This window comes from Mycobacterium sp. NGS26, assembly GCF_059813025.1.
The window spans coordinates 389,210-410,573 of sequence record NZ_JCALDU010000005.1 but is presented as its reverse complement, the minus strand read 5'-3'; the positions used below and the strand labels follow the sequence as shown (position 1 = coordinate 410,573).

Sequence of the window (21,364 nt, the reverse complement as noted above, 5' to 3'; positions counted from 1 at the left end):
TACCGTGTCCGCAACCGGCCCCTTCACCGTGGGCGAGCGCGTCCAGCTCACCGACGCCAAGGGCCGTCATTACACGATGGAGCTCACCGAGGGCGGCGAGTTCCACACCCACCGCGGCGCGATCGCGCACGACGACGTGATCGGGCTGGAGCAGGGCAGCGTCGTCAAGTCCAGCAACGGCGCCCCGTTCCTGGTGATGCGCCCGCTGTTGGTCGACTACGTGATGTCGATGCCCCGCGGGCCGCAGGTCATCTACCCCAAGGACGCCGCCCAGATCGTGCACGAGGGCGACATCTTCCCGGGCGCCCGCGTCCTGGAGGCCGGCGCCGGATCGGGCGCGTTGACCTGCTCGCTGCTGCGCGCCGTCGGGCCGGAGGGCCGGGTGGTCTCCTACGAGCAGCGCGCCGACCACGCCGAGCACGCCCGCCGCAACGTGTCGGTGTTCTTCGGCCGGGCGCCCGACAACTGGCAGCTGATCGTCAGCGATGTCGCCGACTCCGAGCTGCCCGACGCGTCCGTCGACCGGGTCGTGCTGGACATGCTCGCGCCGTGGGAGGTGCTCGACGCGGTGTCGAGGCTGACGGTCGCCGGCGGTGTGCTGATCGTCTACGTGGCCACCGTCACCCAGCTGTCGCGCGCGGTGGAGGCGCTGCGGGCCCAGCAGTGCTGGACCGAACCGCGGGCCTGGGAAACGCTGCAGCGCGGCTGGAACGTGGTCGGCCTGGCCGTTCGGCCGCAGCACTCGATGCGCGGGCACACCGCGTTCCTGATCGCGGCGCGCCGGTTGGCGCCCGGGGCCGTCGCGCCGGCGCCGTTGGGCCGCAAGCGCGAGGGCCGCGACGGCTAGTCAGTCGTCGCTGCGGCGCAGGGCGCGGCGCACCGACAGCAGCTCGAATTCGGGGTGCGCGGCCACCAGCCGTTCGGCCCTGTCGAGGATGTCGACGGCATGGCCGCGGTTACCGGACACGACGGCCACGCCGATGCCCGCGCGCCGATACAGATCCTGAGAACCGACCTCGGCGGCGGACACGCTGAACTTGCGCTGCAGTTCGGCGACGACGGGACGGATCACCGACCGCTTCTGCTTGAGCGATCGCACGTCGCCCAGCAGCACGTCGAATTCGAGCCAGCCGATCCACATGCGCGCGTCAGCCCGGCGGGGGTTGTTCGGGCGGAGGCGGCGGAGGTGGTGGCGGCTCCGGAGGAGGCGGAGGAGGCGGAGGAGGCGGAGGAGGCGGTGGCTCGGGGGGCGGCGGTGGCGGTGGCTCCGGCGGCGGAGGTGGCGGGGCCGGAGCCGCGGGCGGCGCGGGCGCGGGGGCCGGCACCGGGGCGGGTGCGGGCGCCGGGGATGGAGGCGGGGCGGGCGCCGGGGGCGGCGGGGGAGCCGGAGGGGGGCCGGGCGGCGGACCCGGGGGCGGCGGCGGAGCGGACGGCGAATTGCCCAGGGCCAACAGCATTTCCGCGGTCCGCCGGGACAACTGCCAGCCGCCCTGGAAGGGGGCGAACTCCATCGGGAAGGTGAACTTCCCGTTGTTGCCCCGCGGGGTGTTGATGCTGACCGTCGCCATCACGTTGGACGGATTCTTGTCCGACCACGCGATGTTGTTCGCCGCGAACGTCATCGGCAGGTAGCCGTTGTCGCGCAACGCGTTGGTGAACTTGTCCAGCGTGGCCGCGCTGTCGGGGGTCGCCCCTTCGACGAGGCTCACCTTGTTGCCGCCCGGGACGTTTGGGTCGGCGAGCCGGTTCAGCACCTCGGTGAGGGCCTCGGGTGGCGGCAGCGGGGCGGTCGGGGGAGCCAGGATGACGGGGCTCGACGCGGCGGGCACCGGCGCCGACGGGCTCGACGACGCGACCTTGGGTTCCTTGTGCGAACATCCCGAGAGCCCGATGGCCGCCACGGCGGTCGCGGCGCCCAGCGCGACGGGAACGGAGAGGTGTCGGTGCATCCGGTCGGGTCGGCCGGGCTATTCGGCCACGCCTGATTCTTGCCGCGGGGTCGTAGTCGATGTCGGGCCAACGGGTGCAATGCAAGTCACACCCGTCGTCGGCGCGGCGCTTTTCGCGACGGCCGACACGCCTGTGGCGAGGGCTTTTACAAGCACAGTTGTCCTCTCGGTGGTCCCGAATCGACGCTGAGGTTACCAGCGGGAGCAATGACGCGAATTTTCACGGCATTTGACTCCGCACATCTGGCGGCAATCGCCGGTAGCGTTGAACTATCCACCGCGTATTTCGGGGCGGGAAAGGAGCGCACAATGGGTGACTCAGAGCGTTCTGAAGCATTCGGCACACCTCGCGAAAGCGACGTGTCCAGCGACGATGCTGCCGAATTGGAAGAGTTGCGCCGTGAGGCCGCGATGCTGCGCGAGCAACTGGACCACGCGGTGGCGTCGCACGGCGCCGGCCGCTCCGCCCGCGATGTGCATCAGCTCGAAGCCCGCATCGACTCGCTGGCGGCCCGCAATTCCAAATTAATGGAAACTCTTAAAGAAGCCCGCCAGCAACTGCTCGCATTGCGCGAGGAAGTCGACCGGCTCGGGCAGCCGCCCAGCGGCTACGGCGTTCTGCTGGGAGCGCACGACGACGAGACCGTCGACGTGTTCACGTCGGGCCGCAAGATGCGCCTCACATGCTCGCCGAACATCGACGTCACCTCTCTGCGGAAGGGGCAGACCGTCCGGCTCAACGAGGCGTTGACGGTCGTCGAGGCGGGCGCGTTCGAATCGGTCGGCGAGATCTCCACATTGCGCGAGGTCCTGTCCGACGGTCACCGGGCGCTCGTCGTCGGGCACGCCGACGAGGAGCGCATCGTGTGGCTGGCCGAGCCGTTGGTCGCCGAGGACCTGCCCGACGGCGTCCCGGACGCCCTCAACGACGACACCAAGCCCCGCAAGCTGCGCCCGGGCGACTCGCTGCTGGTCGACACCAAGGCCGGCTATGCCTTTGAGCGCATCCCCAAGGCCGAGGTCGAGGACCTGGTGCTGGAAGAGGTGCCCGACGTCAGCTACCAGGACATCGGCGGCCTGACCCGCCAGATCGAGCAGATCCGCGACGCCGTGGAGTTGCCGTTCCTGCACAAGGAGCTCTACCGCGAGTACGCGCTGCGCCCGCCCAAGGGCGTGCTGCTCTACGGCCCTCCGGGCTGCGGCAAGACGCTGATCGCCAAGGCGGTGGCCAACTCGCTAGCCAAGAAGATGGCCGAGGTGCGCGGCGACGACGCCCGCGAGGCCAAGTCGTACTTCCTCAACATCAAGGGCCCCGAGCTGCTGAACAAGTTCGTCGGCGAGACCGAGCGCCACATCCGGCTGATCTTCCAGCGGGCGCGGGAGAAGGCGTCCGAGGGAACGCCGGTGATCGTGTTCTTCGACGAGATGGACTCGATCTTCCGCACCCGGGGCACCGGGGTCTCCTCCGATGTTGAGACCACCGTCGTCCCGCAGCTGCTGTCCGAGATCGACGGGGTTGAGGGGCTCGAGAACGTCATCGTGATCGGCGCCTCCAACCGCGAGGACATGATCGACCCCGCGATTCTGCGGCCCGGCCGCCTGGACGTGAAGATCAAGATCGAGCGGCCGGATGCCGAAGCGGCACAAGATATCTACTCGAAGTACCTGACCGAGGCGCTGCCGCTGCATGCCGACGACCTCGCCGAGTTCGACGGCGACCGCACGGCCTGCATCAAGGCGATGATCGAAAAGGTCGTCGAGCGGATGTACGCCGAGATCGACGACAACCGGTTCCTGGAGGTCACCTACGCCAACGGCGACAAGGAAGTCATGTACTTCAAGGACTTCAACTCCGGGGCGATGATCCAAAACGTCGTCGACCGGGCGAAGAAGAACGCCATCAAGTCGGTGCTGGAGACCGGCCAACCGGGTCTGCGCATCCAGCATCTGCTCGACTCGATCGTCGACGAGTTCGCCGAGAACGAGGACCTGCCCAACACCACCAATCCCGATGACTGGGCGCGGATTTCGGGCAAGAAGGGCGAGCGGATCGTCTACATCCGCACCCTGGTCACGGGCAAGAGCTCGAGCGCGTCGCGGGCCATCGACACCGAATCCAACCTGGGCCAGTACCTGTAGGCCTTTCGTCGCGAACGTGCGCGTTTGTACGCCGCCACGCCGTAAACGCCGTACAACTGTGCACGCTCACGGTGAGGGCGGCGATCAGACCTCGAGCGAGTAGCTGTTGGTCAGGTCGTCCTGCGTGACGTGGGCGGGCCGAGTGGTGGTGTCGACCCGCAGCGTTTCGGTGAGCACGCGCGGCTCGTACCGCCACCCGTCGGGCAGGTTCAGCCGGGCGGCGAGGCCGGGCAGGTCGGCCCGGGACAGCGTGGGATCGGCGACCTGGCTCCACGTCTGCATCACCCAGCGCCGCCCGTCGGGGTCGATCAGTTCGTAGACCTCTTCGCCGGCGTCGAACACGAAGACCGTGTTGCGGCTCACCTCGTTGACGGTGTAGGGCGCCGGGTTCATCGACGACAGCGCGACCGTCGCCTGCTTGATCATCTCGATGCCGCCGAACGTCTTTCGCTCCTGCGGGCCTTCCGCCTCCTTCTCGATGGCGTTCATCAGCCAGTAGCGCGGGCCGTTGAGCAGGGCGGCGGCCGCGCCGGTTTCGGCGGCGATGGCCTGCGGGTCGAGCTTGGACCACAGCTCGGCCGGGCAGTCGTTGAGCGGGAAGCTGTTGTAGACCGTGGCCCGCGGACCGGACTCGCCGACCTCCACCAGAAGCACTTCGCCGTAACGCTTCCCGGACAGGTCGGTCACACGGTGAAGCTAATCAGTGCCGCGACCGCCGTCAACATCGCCGGGCTGCATGTCGGGTCGGCCGAGAGCAGGGCAATTCCGCACCTCGCCTAGGCTTTGGGGCATGCAACGGATTATCGGGACGGAGGTCGAGTACGGCATCTCGTCGCCGTCGGACCCGACCGCCAACCCGATCCTCACCTCGACGCAGGCGGTGTTGGCCTATGCGGCCGCCGCCGGCATTCAGCGCGCCAAACGCACGCGCTGGGACTACGAGGTGGAATCGCCGCTGCGGGACGCGCGCGGCTTCGACCTGAGTCGCTCGGCCGGACCGCCGCCGGTGGTCGACGCCGACGAGGTCGGCGCCGCCAACATGATCCTGACCAACGGGGCGCGGCTCTACGTCGACCACGCGCACCCGGAGTACTCCGCACCCGAGTGCACCGACCCGCTGGACGCCGTGATCTGGGACAAGGCGGGCGAGCGGGTGATGGAGGCCGCGGCGCGGCACGTCGCCAGCGTGCCCGGGGCGGCGAAGCTGCAGCTCTACAAGAACAACGTCGACGGCAAGGGCGCCTCGTACGGGTCGCACGAGAACTACCTGATGTCGCGGCAGACCCCGTTCTCGGCGATCATCGCCGGGCTCACCCCGTTCCTGGTGTCGCGGCAGGTCATCACCGGCTCCGGCCGGGTCGGCATCGGGCCCTCCGGTGACGAGCCGGGCTTTCAGCTGTCCCAGCGCTCCGACTACATCGAGGTCGAGGTCGGCCTGGAGACCACGCTCAAACGCGGCATCATCAACACCCGCGACGAGCCGCACGCCGACGCCGACCGGTACCGCCGGCTGCACGTCATCATCGGCGACGCCAACCTCGCCGAGACGTCGACCTACCTGAAGCTGGGCACCACCGCGCTGGTGCTGGACCTGATCGAGGAGGGCCCCGAACACGGGATAGACCTGACCGACCTGGCGCTGGCCCGGCCGGTGCACGCCGTCCACGCGATCAGCCGCGACCCGTCGCTGCGGACCGCGGTGGCCCTGGTCGACGGTCGCGAGCTGACCGGCCTTGCGCTGCAACGCATCTACCTCGACCGGGTGGCCAAGCTGGTCGACAGCCGCGACCCCGACGCCCGCGCGGCCGACATCGTGGAAACCTGGGCGCACGTGCTCGACCAGCTCGAGCGCGACCCGATGGACTGCGCCGAGCTGCTGGACTGGCCGGCCAAGCTGCGGCTGCTCGAGGGGTTCCGGCAGCGGGAGAACCTGAGCTGGTCGGCGCCGCGGCTGCACCTCGTCGACCTGCAATATTCCGATGTCCGGCTGGACAAGGGGCTGTACAACCGGCTGGTGGCGCGCGGCTCGATGAAGCGCCTGGTCACCGAGCCCCAGGTGCTGAACGCGGTCGACAACCCGCCCACGGACACCCGGGCCTACTTCCGCGGCGAATGCCTGCGCAGGTTCGGCGCCGATATCGCCGCGGCCAGCTGGGATTCGGTGATTTTCGACCTGGGCGGCGATTCGCTGGTGCGCATCCCGACGCTGGAGCCGCTGCGGGGCAGTAAAGCGCACGTCGGGGCGCTGCTGGACTCCGTGGACAGCGCGGTGGAACTGGTGGAACAACTCACCAGCTAGGCCCGTTGGTCGGGGAAACGTCGGAGTCGAACGGTACTGTAGAGAAACAGGCCCAGACCTAGCAGGAGGCGGCGATGGCTCAGGAGCAGACCAAGCGTGGCGGTGGTGGCGGTGACGACGACGATGTCACCGGTACCACGGCCGCCGGCCAGGAACGCCGCGAGAAGCTGACCGAGGAGACCGACGATCTGCTCGACGAGATTGACGACGTCCTTGAGGAGAACGCGGAGGACTTCGTCCGCGCGTACGTCCAAAAGGGCGGACAGTGACCTGGCCGTTCTCTGATCGTCTACCCATCAGCTCGGCATTTTCCGGAACCTCTGCGATAAACCAGTCCTCGTTCGCTGACCTGCTGCGCCGCCAGGCGCCCGAATTGCTGCCGGCGGTGCTCGGCGGCGCGGGTCAAGCGGCCGGCGGTCAACCGGCCGGCGGTGGGCAGCTCCCGCACGGCACCACCATCGTCGCGCTGAAATACCCCGGCGGTGTCCTCATCGCCGGCGACCGGCGCTCCACGCAGGGCAACATGATCGCCGGACGCGACGTGAAGAAGGTGTACATCACCGACGACTACACCGCCACCGGCATCGCCGGCACCGCAGCGGTCGCCGTCGAGTTCGCCCGCCTCTACGCCGTGGAACTCGAGCATTACGAGAAGCTCGAAGGCGTGCCGCTGACCTTCGCCGGCAAGGTCAACCGGCTCGCGATCATGGTGCGCGGCAACCTGGCGGCCGCCATGCAGGGGCTGGTCGCGCTGCCGCTGCTGGCGGGCTACGACATCGACGCGGCCGACGCCGAAAGCGCGGGCCGCATCGTCTCTTTCGACGCCGCCGGCGGCTGGAACATCGAGGAAGAGGGCTACCAGGCGGTGGGGTCGGGATCGATCTTCGCCAAGTCGTCGATGAAGAAGTTGTACTCGCAGGTCACCGACGGCGACTCCGGGCTGCGGGTCGCCGTCGAGGCCCTCTACGACGCCGCCGACGACGACTCGGCGACCGGCGGCCCGGACCTGGTCCGCGGCATCTACCCGACGGCGGTCACCATAGGCGCCGAGGGGGCCGTCGAGGTGCCCGAGAGCCGCATCGCCGAACTGGCGCGGGAAGTCATCGAAAGCCGCTCGCGCGCAGACACTTTCGGCCCCGATGCCGAGCCTCGGGGTGACAAGTGAGCTTCCCGTACTTCATCTCGCCCGAGCAGGCGATGCGCGAGCGCAGCGAGCTCGCGCGCAAGGGCATCGCCCGGGGCAAGAGCGTGGTCACGCTGGCCTACTCCGGCGGTGTGCTGTTTGTCGCGGAGAACCCGTCGCGGTCGCTGCAGAAGATCAGCGAGCTCTACGACCGCGTCGGCTTCGCCGCCGCTGGCCGGATCAACGAGTTCGAGAACCTGCGCCGCGGCGGCATCCAATTCGCCGACACCCGAGGCTATGCCTACGACCGCCGCGACGTCACCGCGCGCCAGCTGGCCAACGTCTACGCGCAGACGCTCGGTGCCATCTTCACCGAGCAGGCCAAACCATACGAGGTTGAGGTGTGCGTGGCCGGCGTCGCGCACTACGGCGAAACCAAACCGCCTGAGCTGTACCGGATTACCTACGACGGGTCGATCACCGACGAGCCGCACTTCGTGGTGATGGGCGGCACCACCGAGCCGATTGCCAACGCGCTCAAGGAGTCCTACGCCGAGAACGCCGACCTGCACGACGCGTTGCACATCGCGGTGGACGCGCTGCGGGCCGGCAGCGCCGACGGCTCGAACGGCGACCAGCCCACCCTCGAGGTGGCCAGCCTGGAGGTGGCCATCCTGGATGCCAACCGGCCGCGGCGCGCGTTTCGCCGGCTCGGCCGCTCCGCCCTGGAGGGCCTGCTCGACGGGGCCGGGTCGAAGGGCGATTCCTAACCCGACAACATCCGCAGGCGCGGCATGCTCACGGTCGCGGTCTGACAACCAGTACCCTCAATTGTGTGCAGCGGCGGATCATGGGCATCGAGACCGAGTTCGGTGTCACCTGCACATTCCACGGGCACCGGCGGCTGTCCCCGGACGAGGTGGCCCGCTACCTCTTCCGCCGGGTGGTGTCGTGGGGCCGCAGCTCCAACGTGTTCCTGCGGAACGGCGCGCGGCTGTACCTCGACGTGGGCAGTCATCCCGAGTACGCCACCGCCGAATGCGACAGCCTGGTCCAGCTGGTCACCCACGACCGGGCCGGCGAATGGGTGCTCGAAGACCTGCTGGTGGACGCCGAGCAGCGGCTGGCCGACGAGGGCATCGGCGGCGACATCTACCTGTTCAAGAACAACACCGACTCGGCGGGCAACTCCTACGGCTGCCACGAGAACTACCTGATCGTGCGGGCCGGCGAGTTCTCCCGGATCTCCGACGTGCTGCTGCCGTTCCTGGTCACCCGCCAGCTGATCTGCGGGGCGGGCAAGGTGCTGCAGACGCCCAAGGCCGCCACGTTCTGCCTTTCCCAGCGGGCCGAGCACATCTGGGAGGGCGTCTCCAGCGCCACCACGCGCAGCCGCCCGATCATCAACACCCGCGACGAGCCGCACGCCGACGCCGAGAAGTACCGGCGGTTGCACGTCATCGTCGGGGACTCCAACATGTGCGAGACCACCACCATGCTCAAGGTGGGCACCGCGGCGCTGGTGCTGGAGATGATCGAGGCCGGCGTGCCGTTCCGCGACTTCTCGCTGGACAACCCCATCCGCGCGATCCGCGAGGTCAGCCACGACATCACCGGCCGGCGGCCGGTGCGGCTGGCGGGCGGGCGCCAGGCCAGCGCGCTGGACATCCAGCGGGAGTACTACAGCCGCGCCGTCGAGCATTTGCAGGTCCGCGAGCCCAACGCGCAGATCGAGCAGGTCGTCGACCTGTGGGGCCGTCAGCTCGACGCCGTCGAGAGCCAGGACTTCGCCAAGGTGGACACCGAGATCGACTGGGTGATCAAGCGCAAGCTGTTCCAGCGCTACCAGGACCGCTACGACATGGAGCTGTCCGACCCGAAGATCGCCCAGCTGGACCTGGCCTACCACGACATCAAGCGCGGCCGGGGCGTCTTCGACCTGCTGCAGCGCAAGGGCCTGGCCGCGCGCGTCACCACCGACGAGGACATCGCCGAGGCCGTCGAACAGCCGCCGCAGACCACCCGCGCCCGGCTGCGCGGCGAGTTCATCAGCGCCGCCCAGGCCGCCGGCCGTGACTTCACCGTCGACTGGGTGCACCTCAAGCTCAACGACCAGGCCCAGCGCACCGTGCTGTGCAAGGATCCGTTCCGGGCCGTCGACGAGCGGGTCAAGCGGCTCATCGCCAGCATGTAGGGCTGGGAGACGGCGCTCGGCCAACCGATCTAATCTGGTGCGAATGGCGACCTCGAAAGTCGAACGGCTGGTAAACCTCGTCATCGCCCTGCTGTCCACCCGTGGCTACATCACCGCCGAAAAGATCAGGTCCAGCGTGGCGGGCTACTCCGAAAGCCCCAGCGCGGAGGCCTTCTCCCGGATGTTCGAACGCGACAAGAACGAGCTGCGCGACCTCGGCATCCCCCTCGAGGTCGGCAGGGTTTCGGCGCTGGACCCCACCGAGGGTTACCGCATCAACCGCGACGCGTACGCGCTGCCGCCGGTCGAGCTCACCCCGGACGAGGCGGCCGCGGTGGCCGTCGCCACCCGGCTGTGGGAGTCGCCGGAGCTGATCACCGCCACCCAGGGCGCGTTGCTCAAGCTGCGCGCCGCCGGGGTGGACGTCGATCCCGTGGATGCCGACGCCCCGGTGGCCATCGCCTCCGCGGGAGCGGTGCCAGGCCTGCGCGGGTCCGAGGATGTGCTGGGAATCCTGTTGTCGGCCATCGATTCCCGGCAGGCGGTGCAGTTCCCGCACCGGCCGTCGCGGGCCGAGCCCTACACCACCCGGACCGTCGAGCCGTGGGGCGTGGTCACCGAGAAGGGCCGCTGGTATCTCGTCGGGCACGACCGCGACCGCGACGCCACCCGCACCTTCCGGCTCTCGCGGATCGGCGCCGAGGTCGTTCCGATCGGCCCGCCCGGCGCGGTCACCGTGCCCGACGACGCCGACCTGCGCAAGATCGTGGCCCAGACGGTCTCCGAGACGCCGACGGGCGGGCAGGCCCGGGTGTGGGTCGCCGACGGGCGGGCCACCGCGCTGCGCCGCGCCGGACGGCCCACCGGCGCGCGGCAGCTCGGCGGCCGCGACGGCGAGGTGCTCGAGTTCGACATCGTGTACAGCGACCGGCTGGCGCGCGACATCGCCGGCTACGGGGCCGATGCCCTCGTGCTCGAGCCGCCGTCGCTGCGCGACGACGTGCTGACCCGGCTGCGCGCCCACGCGGAGGAGCGGCGCTCATGACCCCCGTGTCCACCCGCCTGGTCCGGCTGCTCAACATGGTGCCGTATTTCCAGGCCAACCCGCGGGTCACCCGCGCGAAGGCCGCCGCCGACCTGGGCGTGTCCGCCAAGCAGCTGGAGGAGGACCTGAACCAGCTGTGGATGTGCGGGCTGCCCGGCTACTACCCCGGCGACCTGATCGATTTCCAGTTCTCCGGGGACAAGATCGAGGTGACGTTCTCGGCGGGCATCGACCGGCCGCTCAAGCTCACTTCGCCCGAGGCCACCGGCCTGCTGGTGGCGCTGCGGGCGCTGGCCGACATTCCCGGCGTGGTCGACCCGGCGGCGGCGCGCAGCGCGATCGCCAAGATCGAGGCCGCCGCCGGCGCCGCCGGGCACGACGACCACGGGCCGCCGGCGGCCGTCGACGAGCAGGCGCCGGTCGAGAGCCGGGCCGCCGCCGCGGTGCGCGCGGCGGTGCAGAACAAGCACGCGCTGGCCATCGACTACTACGCCGCGTCACACGACACGCTGACCAGCCGGATCGTCGACCCCATCCGGGTGCTGCTGATCGGCGGCCACAGCTACCTCGAGGCGTGGTCGCGCGAGGCCGAGGGGGTTCGGCTGTTCCGCTTCGACCGGATCGTGGAGGCCACCGAGCTGGGCGAGCCCGCCGCCGCGCCCGAGTCGGCCCTGCACGCGCCGCCGGACACGTCGCTGTTCGACGGCGACCCGTCGCTGCCGTCGGCCACGCTGCGGGTGGCGCCGTCGGCGTCGTGGATGCTCGAGTACTACCCGATGCGGGACGTGCGCGAGCTGCCGGACGGATCGTGTGAGGCGGTCATGACGTACGCCTCCGAGGACTGGATGACGCGCCTGGTGCTGGGATTCGGGGCGGCCGTGCAGGTGCTCGCGCCGGCGTCGCTTGCGCAGCGGGTCCGGGATTCCGCGACGGCCGCGCTGGAGTCCTACCAGGTCGCGGCCCAGGGCTGACGGCCCGGCGCGGGGAAACCGGCAGTTGTCTCCGCTGCGGTAGCATCGGGTGGACGTCTGGAGGTAATCAAAGTGGGAAGTCTTAGTCCGTGGCACTGGGCGATCCTCGCTGTTGTAGTGATCCTGCTCTTCGGTGCCAAGAAGCTCCCCGATGCGGCGCGCTCGCTGGGTAAGTCGATGCGCATCTTCAAGTCCGAGATGCGCGAAATGCAGACGGAGACCAAGGCGCAAGCGCCTTCCATCGAGACACCGCAGCCCGTGCAGTCGCAGCGGGTCGACCCGCCTGCGGCGAACGAGCAGGGGCACACCGAAGCGCGCCCGGCGTAGCCCGGGTCAATCGCGGTTAGCCGTCGCGGTGCCCGAGCGCCACTGACCGAGCGTCGTGAAATTCTTCAAGACTTCAGCGCGCACCGCTGCCCTGCTGAAGCGGCTCAACCCTCGCTACCGGCGCAGCCGGACCAACCCCGACGCGACCATGTCGCTGGTCGATCACCTGACCGAGCTGCGCGCCCGGCTGTTGATCGCCCTGGCCGCGATCCTGCTCACCACGATCTTCGGGTTCGTCTGGTACTCGCATTCGATCTTCGGGCTGGAGAGCCTCGGCGAGTGGCTGCGCCATCCCTACTGTTCGCTGCCGCAGTCGGCGCGGGCCGAGATCACCCCGGGCGGGCAGTGCCGGTTGCTGGCCACCGCGCCGTTCGACCAGTTCATGCTGCGGCTCAAGGTCGGGATGACGGCCGGCATCGTGCTGGCCTGCCCGGTGTGGCTCTACGAGCTCTGGGCGTTCATCACGCCGGGGCTCTACCAGCGGGAGCGGCGCTTCGCGATCGCGTTCGTGGTGCCGGCCGCGGTGCTGTTCGTCGGCGGCGCCGTGCTGGCGTACTTCGTGCTGTCCAAGGCGCTGGGCTTCCTGCTGACCGTCGGCAGCGACGTGCAGGTGACCGCGTTGTCCGGCGACCGCTACTTCGGCTTCCTGATCAACCTGCTGATCGTGTTCGGCGTCAGCTTCGAGTTCCCGTTGCTGATCGTCATGCTCAACATGGCGGGACTGCTGACCTACGAGCGGCTCAAGTCGTGGCGGCGCGGCCTGATCTTCGCGATGTTCGTGTTCGCGGCGGTGTTCACGCCCGGATCAGACCCGTTTTCGATGACGGCGCTCGGCGTCGCGCTGTCGGTGCTGCTCGAGCTCGCCATTCAGATCGCCCGGCTGCACGACAAGCGCAAGGCCAAGCGCGAGGCCCAGGCCACCATCCCCGACGACGAGGCGTCGGTCGTCGAGCCGCCCGAGCCGATACCCGAGCCGTCGCTGTCCGCCGGGCAACATGACGACGTCACCTGAGCTGACCGAGCTTGCCCGGTTCGCCGCGGAGCTGCCGTTTGCGCTCGACGACTTTCAGCAGCGGGCCTGCGCGGCGCTGGAACGGGGCCACGGCGTGCTGGTCTGCGCGCCGACCGGGGCCGGCAAGACGGTGGTCGGCGAATTCGCCGTGCACCTGGCGCTGGCGGCCGGCGGCAAGTGCTTTTACACCACACCGCTGAAGGCACTGAGCAACCAGAAGCACACCGACCTGACGCTGCGCTACGGCCGCGACCGCATCGGGCTGCTCACCGGCGACATGTCGGTCAACGCCGACGCGCCGGTGGTGGTGATGACCACCGAGGTGCTGCGCAACATGCTCTACGCCGATTCGCATGCGCTGCAAGGACTTTCGTATGTGGTGATGGACGAGGTGCATTTCCTGGCCGACCGGATGCGGGGCCCGGTGTGGGAGGAGGTGATCCTGCACCTGCCCGACGAGGTGCGGGTGGTCAGCCTGTCGGCGACGGTGAGCAACGCCGAGGAGTTCGGCGGCTGGATCCAGACGGTCCGCGGCGACACGACCGTCGTCGTCGACGAGCATCGGCCCGTTCCGCTGTGGCAACACGTGTTGGTGGGCAAGCGGCTGTTCGACCTGTTCGACTACCGCAAGACCGAAGCCGGCGAGCACCAGCCGCGCGTCGACCCCGATCTGCTGCGCCACATCGCGCATCGCCGGGAGGCCGACCGGATCTCGGACTGGCAGCCGCGCCGGGGACGTCGGGCAGGTCCCGGACGGCCCCGCTTCTACCGGCCGCCGTCGCGTCCGGACGTCATCGCGACCCTGGATGCCGAGGGGCTGCTGCCGGCGATCACGTTCGTGTTCTCCCGGGCGGGCTGCGACGCCGCGGTCCAGCAGTGCCTGCGGTCGCCGCTGCGGCTGACCAGCGAGGAGGAGCGCGCGCAGATCGCGGAGGTGATCGAGCACCGGTGCGGTGATCTCGCGGACTCCGATCTGGCGGTGCTGGGCTACTACGAGTGGCGCGAGGGGCTGCTGCGCGGGTTGGCGGCCCACCACGCCGGCATGCTGCCGGCGTTCCGGCACACCGTCGAGGAGCTGTTCACCGCCGGCTTGGTCAAGGCGGTGTTCGCCACCGAGACCCTGGCGCTGGGCATCAACATGCCCGCCCGCACAGTGGTGCTGGAGCGGCTGGTGAAGTTCAACGGCGAGCAGCATATGCCGCTGACGCCGGGGGAGTACACCCAGCTGACCGGGCGCGCCGGGCGGCGCGGCATCGATGTCGAGGGCCACGCGGTGGTGCTGTGGCATCCCGCCGAGGAGACCACCGAACCGTCGGCGGTGGCCGGCCTGGCCTCCACCCGGACGTTCCCGCTGCGCAGCTCGTTCGCGCCGTCGTACAACATGACCATCAACCTGGTCCAGCGGATGGGGCCCGAGCAGGCGCACCAGTTGCTGGAGCAGTCGTTCGCCCAATATCAGGCCGACCGGTCCGTCGTGGGCCTGGTGCGCGGCATCGAACGCGGGCGGCAGATGCTCGACGAGATCGCCGCAGAGCTCGGCGGGGCGGACGCGCCGATCTTCGAGTACGCCCGGCTGCGGGCCCGGGTGTCGGAGCTGGAGCGCGCGCAGTCGCGCGCGTCCCGGTTGCAGCGACGGCAGGCGGCCAGCGACGCGCTGGCCTCGCTGCGGCGCGGGGACATCATCAACATCACCCACGGGCGGCGCGGGGGGCTGGCGGTGGTGCTGGAGTCGGCCCGCGACAGCTCCGATCCCCGGCCGCTGGTGCTCACCGAACACAGGTGGGCGGGGCGCATCTCGTCGGCGGACTATTCGGGCGCCTCGGCGCCCGTCGGATCGATGTCGTTGCCCAAGCGGGTCGAACACCGGCAGCCGAGGGTGCGGCGCGACTTGGCCTCGGCGCTGCGCTCCGCCGCCGTCGGGCTGGCCATCCCGCCCACGCGCCGGCACGCCGCGGAGGACGGCGCGTTTCACGACCCGGAGTTGGCGTCGCTGCGGGAGGAGCTGCGCCGCCATCCCGCCCACAACAGCCCCGGCCTCGAGGAGCGGATGCGTCAGGCCGAGCGCTACCTGCGCATCGAGCGCGACAACGCGCAGCTGGAGAAAAAGGTTGCCGCGGCGACCAATTCGCTGGCGCGGACGTTCGACCGGATCGTGGGGCTGCTCACCGAGCGCGAGTTCATCCGGGGCCCGGCCACCGACCCGCGCGTCACCGACGACGGCCGCTTGTTGGCCCGCATCTACAGCGAGAGCGACCTGCTGGTCGCCGAATGCCTGCGCACCGGGGCCTGGGCGGACCTGAAACCGGCCGAGCTGGCGGCGGTGGTCTCGGCGGTGCTCTATGAGAGCCGGGGCGGCGACGGACCCGGCGGGCCGTTCGCCGCCGACGCGCCCACACCCCGATTGCGCCAGGCGCTGCAGCAGACGTCGCGGCTGTCGCTGGCGCTGCGCGCCGACGAGCAAACCCACCGGATTGCCCCGACCCGCGAGCCCGACGACGGCTTCGTCACCGTCATCTATCGCTGGGCGCGCACCGGCGACCTGGCCGCGGCGCTGGCCGCCGCCGACCCGGCGGGCACCGGTTCGCCGTTGCTGGCCGGCGATTTTGTACGGTGGTGCCGCCAGGTGCTCGACCTGTTGGACCAGGTTCGCAACGCCGCCCCGGATGCCGAGTTGCGGGCAACCGCCAAACGTGCCATCAATGACGTCCGGCGCGGCGTCGTCGCAGTTGACGCCGGGTAGGCTGGGCCCGAGCTACCGTTGCACCCGGGATGTGAACACCGACCCGTTCGGGCCAGACAGGGACTGAGGAGAAACGATGAGCGGACCGCAGGGATCGGACCAGCAGTGGCAGCCGCCCGGCGAGGGCGGCGATCGGTCCCAGGAACCGACCCAGGTGGGATCGCCGTGGCAACAGCAGCAGCCGGCCCAGGAGCCGACCTGGCAGGCGCCGGCGTACACGCCGCCCGCCGAGTACCCGCAGTACCAACAGCCGACCGAGCAGGCCTACCCGCAGCAGCCCGGCCAGTACGGGCAGCCGGGCCAGTACGGCTACGGCCAGCCGGGCCAGCCGCAGTACGGCCAGCCGGGGCAGTACGGGCAGCCGGGCCAGTACGGCTATGGCCAGCCGGGCCAGCCGCAGTACGGCCAGCCCGGCCAGTACGGGCAGCCCGCTCAGTACGGTCAGCCGGGCCAGTACCCGCAGCAGTACCCGCCCTATGAACAGCCGGGCAAGAAGCGTTCGATGGCGCTGATCGGCGGTGTCGCCGGTGTGATCGCCTTTCTGCTCATCGCGGTCGTGCTGGTGCTCGGCTTCTGGGAGCCCGGGTTCTTCGTCACCACCAAACTGGACGTCAACAAGGCGCAGGCCGGGGTGCAGCAGATCCTCAGCGACGAGACCAACGGGTACGGCGCGAAGAACGTCAAGGACGTCAAGTGCAACAAGGGCCAAGACCCCACCGTCACCAAGGGCGGCACCTTCGACTGCAGTGTCAGCATCGACGGCGCCCAGAAGCACGTCACGGTGACCTTCCAGGACAACAAGGGCACTTACGAGGTGGGCCGGCCCCAGTAGGGCCTCACGCGGGCAGCGCGTCGAGCGCTTTCTGCAAGCGGCCGATCGACGACCCGACGCCCAGTTCGGTCGCCAGCTTGGCGGTGCGTCTTGGGTGCGCGGCGGCCAGCGGCAGCTCGTCGGTGCGCGTCGACAGCGTGACCGGCGCGTCGGTGGCCACCCGGACGACCCGTCCCGCGGCCTCGATGTAATCGGTGGCGGCAAGCAGTTTCGCCCGCAGGCCCTTGGCCATCTTGGATTTGGGATCGTGCGCGGCGGCCAGGATCCGCTCCAGCGAGCCGTGCTGGGCCAGCAGGGTGGCCGCCGTCTTCTCGCCGACGCCGGGCACGCCGGGCAGCCCGTCGGACGGGTCGCCGCGCAGCAGCGCCAGTTCGGCGTAGGCCGCCCCGGCCCGATTCGCCGGCACGCCATAGAGTTCGGCCACCTCGGCGGGCCCGAACAGCGTGGCCTTCGACAGCCCGCGGCCCAGGTAGAGCACCCGAACCGGGACGGGATCGTCGGCGACCACTTGCAGCAGGTCGCGGTCCCCGCTGACCACGACGACGGGGTCGCGGCGCTCCTGCGCGGCCAGCGTGCCCAGCACGTCGTCGGCCTCGAAACCCTCCGCGCCCGCCGTCGGAATCCCGAACGCGTCCAGCAGCTCCAGGATCATGTCGATCTGCGGGGTCAGGTCGTCGGGCACCTCCTCGATGTCGGGCTCGCCCGGCGGTTCCGGCTCGGCCACCCGATGCGCCTTGTACGACGGGATGAGGTCCACCCGGAATTGCGGGCGCCAATCCAGGTCGAGGCAGACCACCAGCCGGGCGGGCCGCTGCTGGCTGATCACCACCGCCATCGAGTCGATGAACCCGCGCACGGCGTTGACCGGCCGGCCGTCGGGGGCGGTGATCGACGACGGCACCCCAAAGTACGAGCGGAACCACATGCTGGCGCCGTCGAGCAGCAACACGGGTGTGGGCATGCGGGCTATGGTCTCACGGTTGCTTGGCCGCGCGGTTAGCCTGGCTGCCGTGGGTTCTGACCGATTCGACGCCGCGGTGTACGCCCGACGGCTTGCGGCCGCCGCCGGCGCGACCGCCGCCGCCGGGCTGGCCGGCCTGGTCATCACCCCGGGATACGACCTGCGCTACCTGATGGGGTCGCGGGCACAGACGTTCGAGCGGCTCACCGCGCTGGTGCTGCCGGCCTCCGGTGACCCGACGGTCGTGGTGCCGCGGCTGGAGTTGGCGTCGCTGCGCGGGTCGGCCGTCGCGGAACTGGGCCTGGCGGTGCGTGATTGGGTCGACGGCGACGACCCGTATCGGTTGGTGGCCGACGCCCTGGGCCGCGGTGCACCGGTCGCGACCGCCGTCACCGATTCCATGCCGGCGCTGCACCTGTTGCCGCTGGCCGGTGTGCTCGGCGCGATGCCGGTGCTGGCCACCGACGTGCTGCGCACCCTGCGGATGGTCAAGGAGCAGTGCGAGATCGACGCGCTGCGCAAGGCCGGGGCGGCCATCGACCGGGTGCACGCCCGGGTGCCGGAGTTCTTGCGTCCGGGCCGCACCGAGGCCGACGTCGCCGCCGACATCGCCGAAGCCATTGTGGCCGAAGGGCATTCGGATGTGGCCTTCGTCATCGTCGGCTCCGGCCCGCATGGCGCCGACCCGCACCACGGTTATTCGGATCGCGAACTACAGGCCGGCGACATCGTCGTCGTCGACATCGGCGGAGCCTACGAGCCCGGATATCATTCGGACTGCACCCGCACCTATAGCATCGGCGCCCCGGAACCCGAAGTGGCCCAACAGTATTCAGCGTTGCAGCGCGCCCAGCGCGCGGCGTTCGACGCGGTGCGCCCGGGGGTGACGGCCGAGCAGGTCGACGCCGCCGCCCGCGGCGTGCTGGCCGAGGCCGGGCTCGCGGAGTTCTTCGTGCACCGCACCGGGCACGGCATCGGGCTGTCGGTGCACGAAGAGCCCTACATCGTCGCGGGCAACGACCTGCCGCTGGCCGCGGGCATGGCGTTTTCCATCGAGCCGGGCATCTACTTCCCCGGCCGCTGGGGCGCGCGGGTGGAAGACATCGTCATGGTGACCGAGGACGGCGCGGTGGCCGTCAACAACCGGCCGCGCGAGCTGGTCGTGGTGCACGCGTAGGTTGGGCTTGGTGTCGATCCTGGACCTGGCCCTGCTCCCGATCCGCATTGCCCGACATGTCACCGACGCGGTGTTGCGCCCCGCCCCTCCATCACCGGCGCCGCCGGCCGAGCTCGTCGTGCTCGACGGCATGCCCGAGGGCGCGCCGGCCGCGCGCCGGCCCGAGCCGCGGCTTCGGTCGCCGTCGGGATGGCCGTTCGGCGAGGAGTTCCCGCGCACCTGCGGCAGCGGCCGGGTGGCCGGGGGTGCCCTGTTCTGGACCGACTTCCTCTACGACGACCACGGCGCGACCGGCCTGCCCGTCGGCGACCTGAAAATCCAGGCGCCGCCGCGCGGCACCTACGTCTATCCCGACGGCCCCGCCGCGGGCAACGGCGCCGACATCTTTCGCGTCGCCATCGGGCTCACCGAAACCGACACGTGGTGGCGGATCGACTGGAACACGCTGGTGGACGCCTCGGTGCCGATCGCGCTGTTCGCGTTCGACACGGACGCGCGCCGGGAGGGGTCGGGGCAGTGGCCGGCCGGGGCGGGCGTGCGCTCGCCGGGCATCGACCTGGCACTGCGGGTTTCGGATTCCGGGGCCGCGCTGATCGACCTGGCCACTGGGATGAGCACGCCCGTGGAGCACAGCGTGGACATGGCGTCGCGGTCGTTTGTGGCGCGGGTTCCGCGGTCGCTGGTGGATCCCGTCGGCGCCTGGACGGTGCGGCTGGTCGCCGGCTTGGCCAACGCGGCGGGCGACGGGTTCGCCGACGTGCCCGCCGGGCATGGCGCGCTGCCCGGGCAACCGAACGTGTACAACGTGGCGTTCCGGACCAACGAGCAGGAGCCGCCGCATCTGAACTTCTGGTCCGATGCGGCCCAGGCCGCGGCCCTGACCCGCGGCGACGTCTCGGACTTTGCGGTGACGGTGCAGTGGGACCGGCTAGCGGCCGGCGAAACCACGCCCGAACCGGTGATCACCGGGCCGTCGACGCGGTGGTACGTGTCGTCGATCGAGCTCGGGCAGGGCGTCGCGTCGTCCGACGACATTTTGAGCACCAAGCCGCAATTCCTCGGCAGGGTACAGCCGTATGCGATATGCGTGCCGTCGACATATGCGCCCGGCCGGGTGTTGCCGCTGACCCTGCTGCTGCACTCGCTTGCGTTGGGGCAGAGCCAGTTTGCGGCGATCGACCCGCGGCTGCTGCACGAGGTGTGCGAGGGCCGCGACTCGGTGGTGGTCACGCCGCTGGCCCGGGGGCCGTCGACGTGGTATTTCGACACCGGCGAACTCGACGTCTGGGAAGTGTGGGCGCGGGTGGCCGAACAGCTGGGCACCGACCCCAATCGCACTGTGGTTTCCGGTTATTCGATGGGCGGCTATGCGGCGTACAAGTTCGGGTTGAGCTATCCGGAGGTGTTCGCACAGGCGGTGGTGCTGGCCGGACCGCCGACGTGTGGTGTGCGTCTGCTGCCCGACGTCGACGTCCCGGCCGACCTGGACCCGGACTCGCCGTGCGCCCGCGAGGGCGACACGTGGAAGTCGTTGGTGAACGCCCGTTGGCTTCCGTATGTCATTGCCCACGGGCTGGTCGACGAGCTGGTGCCGTTCGCGTCGGCCGCCGAGCAGGTGCTCGAGCTTGACCGGCTCGGCTACCGCCACCGCTTCACCGTGTATCCGTTCGAGGATCACATCGCCTGGGTGTTCCAGGATAGGTTCGAGGATCCGATCGCCCACATGGGAACGGGTCTGCGCCAAGCGGATCCGGGACACATCACGTTCGCGTGGTATCCGCAGCTGGTGCGGGCCGACCTGGGCATCGGGCCCGATCGGGTGTGGTGGCTGTCGGGCCTGACCGCGGATCCGTCGGTGGCGGCGCGGCGCGGGGCCGTCGCGGAGGTCGACGCGCGGTCGTATGCCCGCCCGGACCCGACGCACACCGTTCGGCATCGCCGCGGCGTGGTCCTCGACTTCGACCCGTCGCCGGGGGTGTACAGCGAATTGGATTGGCGGATCGGGTTGCCCGTCGACCCGTTGCCGTATCTGACGCTGCGGCTCAGCGGGGTCGCCGCTGTTACGGTGGACTTGCAGCGCGCCGGGTTGGCGTCGTTGCCGTCGTCGACGATCACGGTGTCCACAGATGCGGTGGTGCAGATCACGCTGGGCGAGCTACCCGCGGGGGTTCGGGTGCGACTCGATGGTCAGCCGGCGGGCCCGACGGTGGCCGTATCGCCCGGGCGGCACCGGATTATGTTGGGGGAGCAGGTGACTCGCTAATTGGTTTCGGCTGGGCCGGGGCGCACCGACCGCAGCTGCGCGGCGTTGCGTCGCTCCATGTCGGTGAACCCGTCGGCGGCAGTGTGTGCGTTCTTGCCTACTGTAGTCAGCGTTTCCTGGTGGCCCTGAAGGGTTTTCGCGTGGCGGGCTTGCGCCGAGGTGACCGCCTCGTGAAACGATTCGGCCGCGGCGAACTGTCCGAACATCCCGGGCGTCAGCGACCCCCGCGATAGGTTATTCGCCGCCTCTTGGGCGTGCTCACCCGCGCGGTGCGACTCGTTGCCTCCCGAATGCAGCAACCCCGTATCGACTTCCATCACAACCCCTTCCGA

The 21,364-nt window shown here is 70.0% G+C and carries 19 protein-coding genes and 1 pseudogene; 15 read left to right on the top strand and 5 right to left on the bottom strand.

The features are described 5' to 3' along the window. Positions 1-4 precede the first annotated feature (4 nt). Positions 5-847 carry a tRNA (adenine(58)-N(1))-methyltransferase TrmI gene (trmI, locus tag AC5Y6X_RS18915; protein ID WP_499988335.1) on the top strand — a complete coding sequence of 281 codons (843 nt, stop codon included), beginning with the start codon at positions 5-7 and terminating at the stop codon, positions 845-847. Here the strand turns inward: trmI and AC5Y6X_RS18910 are convergent, their stop codons facing one another. Both AC5Y6X_RS18910 and lppK read right to left on the bottom strand, forming a co-directional pair. After that, positions 848-1,141 carry a DUF503 domain-containing protein gene (locus AC5Y6X_RS18910; protein ID WP_499988333.1) on the bottom strand — a complete coding sequence of 98 codons (294 nt, stop codon included), beginning with the start codon at positions 1,139-1,141 and terminating at the stop codon, positions 848-850. It abuts the gene before it with no gap. A gap of 235 nt (positions 1,142-1,376) precedes the next feature. After that, positions 1,377-1,949: pseudogene (lppK, locus tag AC5Y6X_RS18905) on the bottom strand (lipoprotein LppK); the annotation flags it as partial. A 309-nt stretch (positions 1,950-2,258) separates the two neighbouring features. Here lppK and arc point away from each other — a divergent pair. Next, positions 2,259-4,088 (top strand): proteasome ATPase, encoded by a 1,830-nt coding sequence (arc, locus tag AC5Y6X_RS18900; RefSeq protein ID WP_324678662.1) that lies wholly within the window; start codon positions 2,259-2,261, stop codon positions 4,086-4,088. A gap of 84 nt (positions 4,089-4,172) precedes the next feature. Here arc and AC5Y6X_RS18895 read toward each other — a convergent pair whose 3' ends face one another. Then, positions 4,173-4,775: a hypothetical protein gene (locus tag AC5Y6X_RS18895; protein WP_499988331.1), complete on the bottom strand. Its 603-nt coding sequence runs from the start codon at positions 4,773-4,775 to the stop codon at positions 4,173-4,175. Positions 4,776-4,878: 103 nt separating this feature from the next. Between AC5Y6X_RS18895 and dop the strand changes: the two genes are divergently transcribed. From dop to AC5Y6X_RS18840, 11 genes are all read left to right on the top strand, one after another. Continuing rightward, on the top strand, positions 4,879-6,387 hold the full coding sequence (gene dop, locus AC5Y6X_RS18890) for a pup deamidase/depupylase (RefSeq protein WP_499988329.1): 1,509 nt from the start codon (positions 4,879-4,881) through the stop codon (positions 6,385-6,387). A 74-nt stretch (positions 6,388-6,461) separates the two neighbouring features. Further along, a complete protein-coding gene (locus AC5Y6X_RS18885; RefSeq protein ID WP_324677370.1) occupies positions 6,462-6,656 on the top strand; it encodes a ubiquitin-like protein Pup in 195 nt (64 codons plus the stop codon). Next, positions 6,653-7,552 (top strand): proteasome subunit beta, encoded by a 900-nt coding sequence (gene prcB, locus AC5Y6X_RS18880; protein WP_499988327.1) that lies wholly within the window; start codon positions 6,653-6,655, stop codon positions 7,550-7,552. The genes AC5Y6X_RS18885 and prcB overlap by 4 nt, the downstream gene beginning before the upstream one ends. After that, positions 7,549-8,280: a proteasome subunit alpha gene (gene prcA, locus AC5Y6X_RS18875; RefSeq protein WP_499988325.1), complete on the top strand. Its 732-nt coding sequence runs from the start codon at positions 7,549-7,551 to the stop codon at positions 8,278-8,280. The genes prcB and prcA overlap by 4 nt, the downstream gene beginning before the upstream one ends. A gap of 65 nt (positions 8,281-8,345) precedes the next feature. Further along, complete coding sequence (gene pafA, locus AC5Y6X_RS18870) at positions 8,346-9,704, top strand: Pup--protein ligase (protein WP_324677365.1); 1,359 nt, start codon at positions 8,346-8,348, stop codon at positions 9,702-9,704. A gap of 43 nt (positions 9,705-9,747) precedes the next feature. After that, positions 9,748-10,749, top strand: coding sequence for a helix-turn-helix transcriptional regulator (locus AC5Y6X_RS18865; protein WP_499988323.1), 1,002 nt, complete (start codon positions 9,748-9,750; stop codon positions 10,747-10,749). Beyond that, the gene (locus tag AC5Y6X_RS18860) at positions 10,746-11,720 is read left to right on the top strand and encodes a helix-turn-helix transcriptional regulator (protein WP_499988321.1); all 975 of its coding nucleotides are present in this window, start codon (positions 10,746-10,748) and stop codon (positions 11,718-11,720) included. Before AC5Y6X_RS18865 ends, AC5Y6X_RS18860 begins: the two co-directional genes overlap by 4 nt. Positions 11,721-11,792: 72 nt before the next feature. Next, on the top strand, positions 11,793-12,047 hold the full coding sequence (gene tatA / locus AC5Y6X_RS18855) for a Sec-independent protein translocase subunit TatA (RefSeq protein ID WP_324677359.1): 255 nt from the start codon (positions 11,793-11,795) through the stop codon (positions 12,045-12,047). Between the two features lie 55 nt (positions 12,048-12,102). Beyond that, positions 12,103-13,059, top strand: coding sequence for a twin-arginine translocase subunit TatC (tatC, locus tag AC5Y6X_RS18850; RefSeq protein ID WP_499988319.1), 957 nt, complete (start codon positions 12,103-12,105; stop codon positions 13,057-13,059). Then, entirely contained in the window at positions 13,043-15,799 is a 2,757-nt protein-coding gene (locus AC5Y6X_RS18845; RefSeq protein ID WP_499988317.1) for a DEAD/DEAH box helicase, read from the top strand. Before tatC ends, AC5Y6X_RS18845 begins: the two co-directional genes overlap by 17 nt. Positions 15,800-15,875: 76 nt before the next feature. After that, complete coding sequence (locus tag AC5Y6X_RS18840; protein WP_499988314.1) at positions 15,876-16,631, top strand: DUF4333 domain-containing protein; 756 nt, start codon at positions 15,876-15,878, stop codon at positions 16,629-16,631. Between the two features lie 4 nt (positions 16,632-16,635). Here the strand turns inward: AC5Y6X_RS18840 and AC5Y6X_RS18835 are convergent, their stop codons facing one another. Beyond that, on the bottom strand, positions 16,636-17,592 hold the full coding sequence (locus AC5Y6X_RS18835; RefSeq protein ID WP_499988313.1) for a 5'-3' exonuclease: 957 nt from the start codon (positions 17,590-17,592) through the stop codon (positions 16,636-16,638). A 49-nt stretch (positions 17,593-17,641) separates the two neighbouring features. On the opposite strand from AC5Y6X_RS18835, the gene AC5Y6X_RS18830 reads away from it, so the two are divergent. Next, on the top strand, positions 17,642-18,769 hold the full coding sequence (locus AC5Y6X_RS18830; RefSeq protein ID WP_499988312.1) for a M24 family metallopeptidase: 1,128 nt from the start codon (positions 17,642-17,644) through the stop codon (positions 18,767-18,769). 10 nt (positions 18,770-18,779) lie between these two features. Further along, the gene (locus AC5Y6X_RS18825) at positions 18,780-21,032 is read left to right on the top strand and encodes a prolyl oligopeptidase family serine peptidase (protein ID WP_499988310.1); all 2,253 of its coding nucleotides are present in this window, start codon (positions 18,780-18,782) and stop codon (positions 21,030-21,032) included. On the opposite strand, the gene AC5Y6X_RS18820 is transcribed toward AC5Y6X_RS18825, so the two are convergent. Further along, a complete protein-coding gene (locus tag AC5Y6X_RS18820) occupies positions 21,029-21,349 on the bottom strand; it encodes a DUF2563 family protein (RefSeq protein ID WP_499988308.1) in 321 nt (106 codons plus the stop codon). The two genes, AC5Y6X_RS18825 and AC5Y6X_RS18820, sit on opposite strands and share 4 nt — an antisense overlap. Positions 21,350-21,364 lie beyond the last annotated feature (15 nt).

Excerpts from the sequence above, each read along its gene's own strand:
- AC5Y6X_RS18860 (WP_499988321.1), top strand. The coding sequence starts at position 10,746 with ATGACCCCCGTGTCCACCCGCCTGGTCCGGCTGCTCAACATGGTGCCG.
- AC5Y6X_RS18885 (WP_324677370.1), top strand. The coding sequence starts at position 6,462 with ATGGCTCAGGAGCAGACCAAGCGTGGCGGTGGTGGCGGTGACGACGAC.
- AC5Y6X_RS18910 (WP_499988333.1), bottom strand. The coding sequence starts at position 1,141 with ATGTGGATCGGCTGGCTCGAATTCGACGTGCTGCTGGGCGACGTGCGA.
- dop (WP_499988329.1), top strand. The coding sequence starts at position 4,879 with ATGCAACGGATTATCGGGACGGAGGTCGAGTACGGCATCTCGTCGCCG.
- AC5Y6X_RS18840 (WP_499988314.1), top strand. The coding sequence starts at position 15,876 with ATGAGCGGACCGCAGGGATCGGACCAGCAGTGGCAGCCGCCCGGCGAG.
- arc (WP_324678662.1), top strand. The coding sequence starts at position 2,259 with ATGGGTGACTCAGAGCGTTCTGAAGCATTCGGCACACCTCGCGAAAGC.
- AC5Y6X_RS18865 (WP_499988323.1), top strand. The coding sequence starts at position 9,748 with ATGGCGACCTCGAAAGTCGAACGGCTGGTAAACCTCGTCATCGCCCTG.
- AC5Y6X_RS18845 (WP_499988317.1), top strand. The coding sequence starts at position 13,043 with ATGACGACGTCACCTGAGCTGACCGAGCTTGCCCGGTTCGCCGCGGAG.
- AC5Y6X_RS18835 (WP_499988313.1), bottom strand. The coding sequence starts at position 17,592 with ATGCCCACACCCGTGTTGCTGCTCGACGGCGCCAGCATGTGGTTCCGC.
- AC5Y6X_RS18820 (WP_499988308.1), bottom strand. The coding sequence starts at position 21,349 with ATGGAAGTCGATACGGGGTTGCTGCATTCGGGAGGCAACGAGTCGCAC.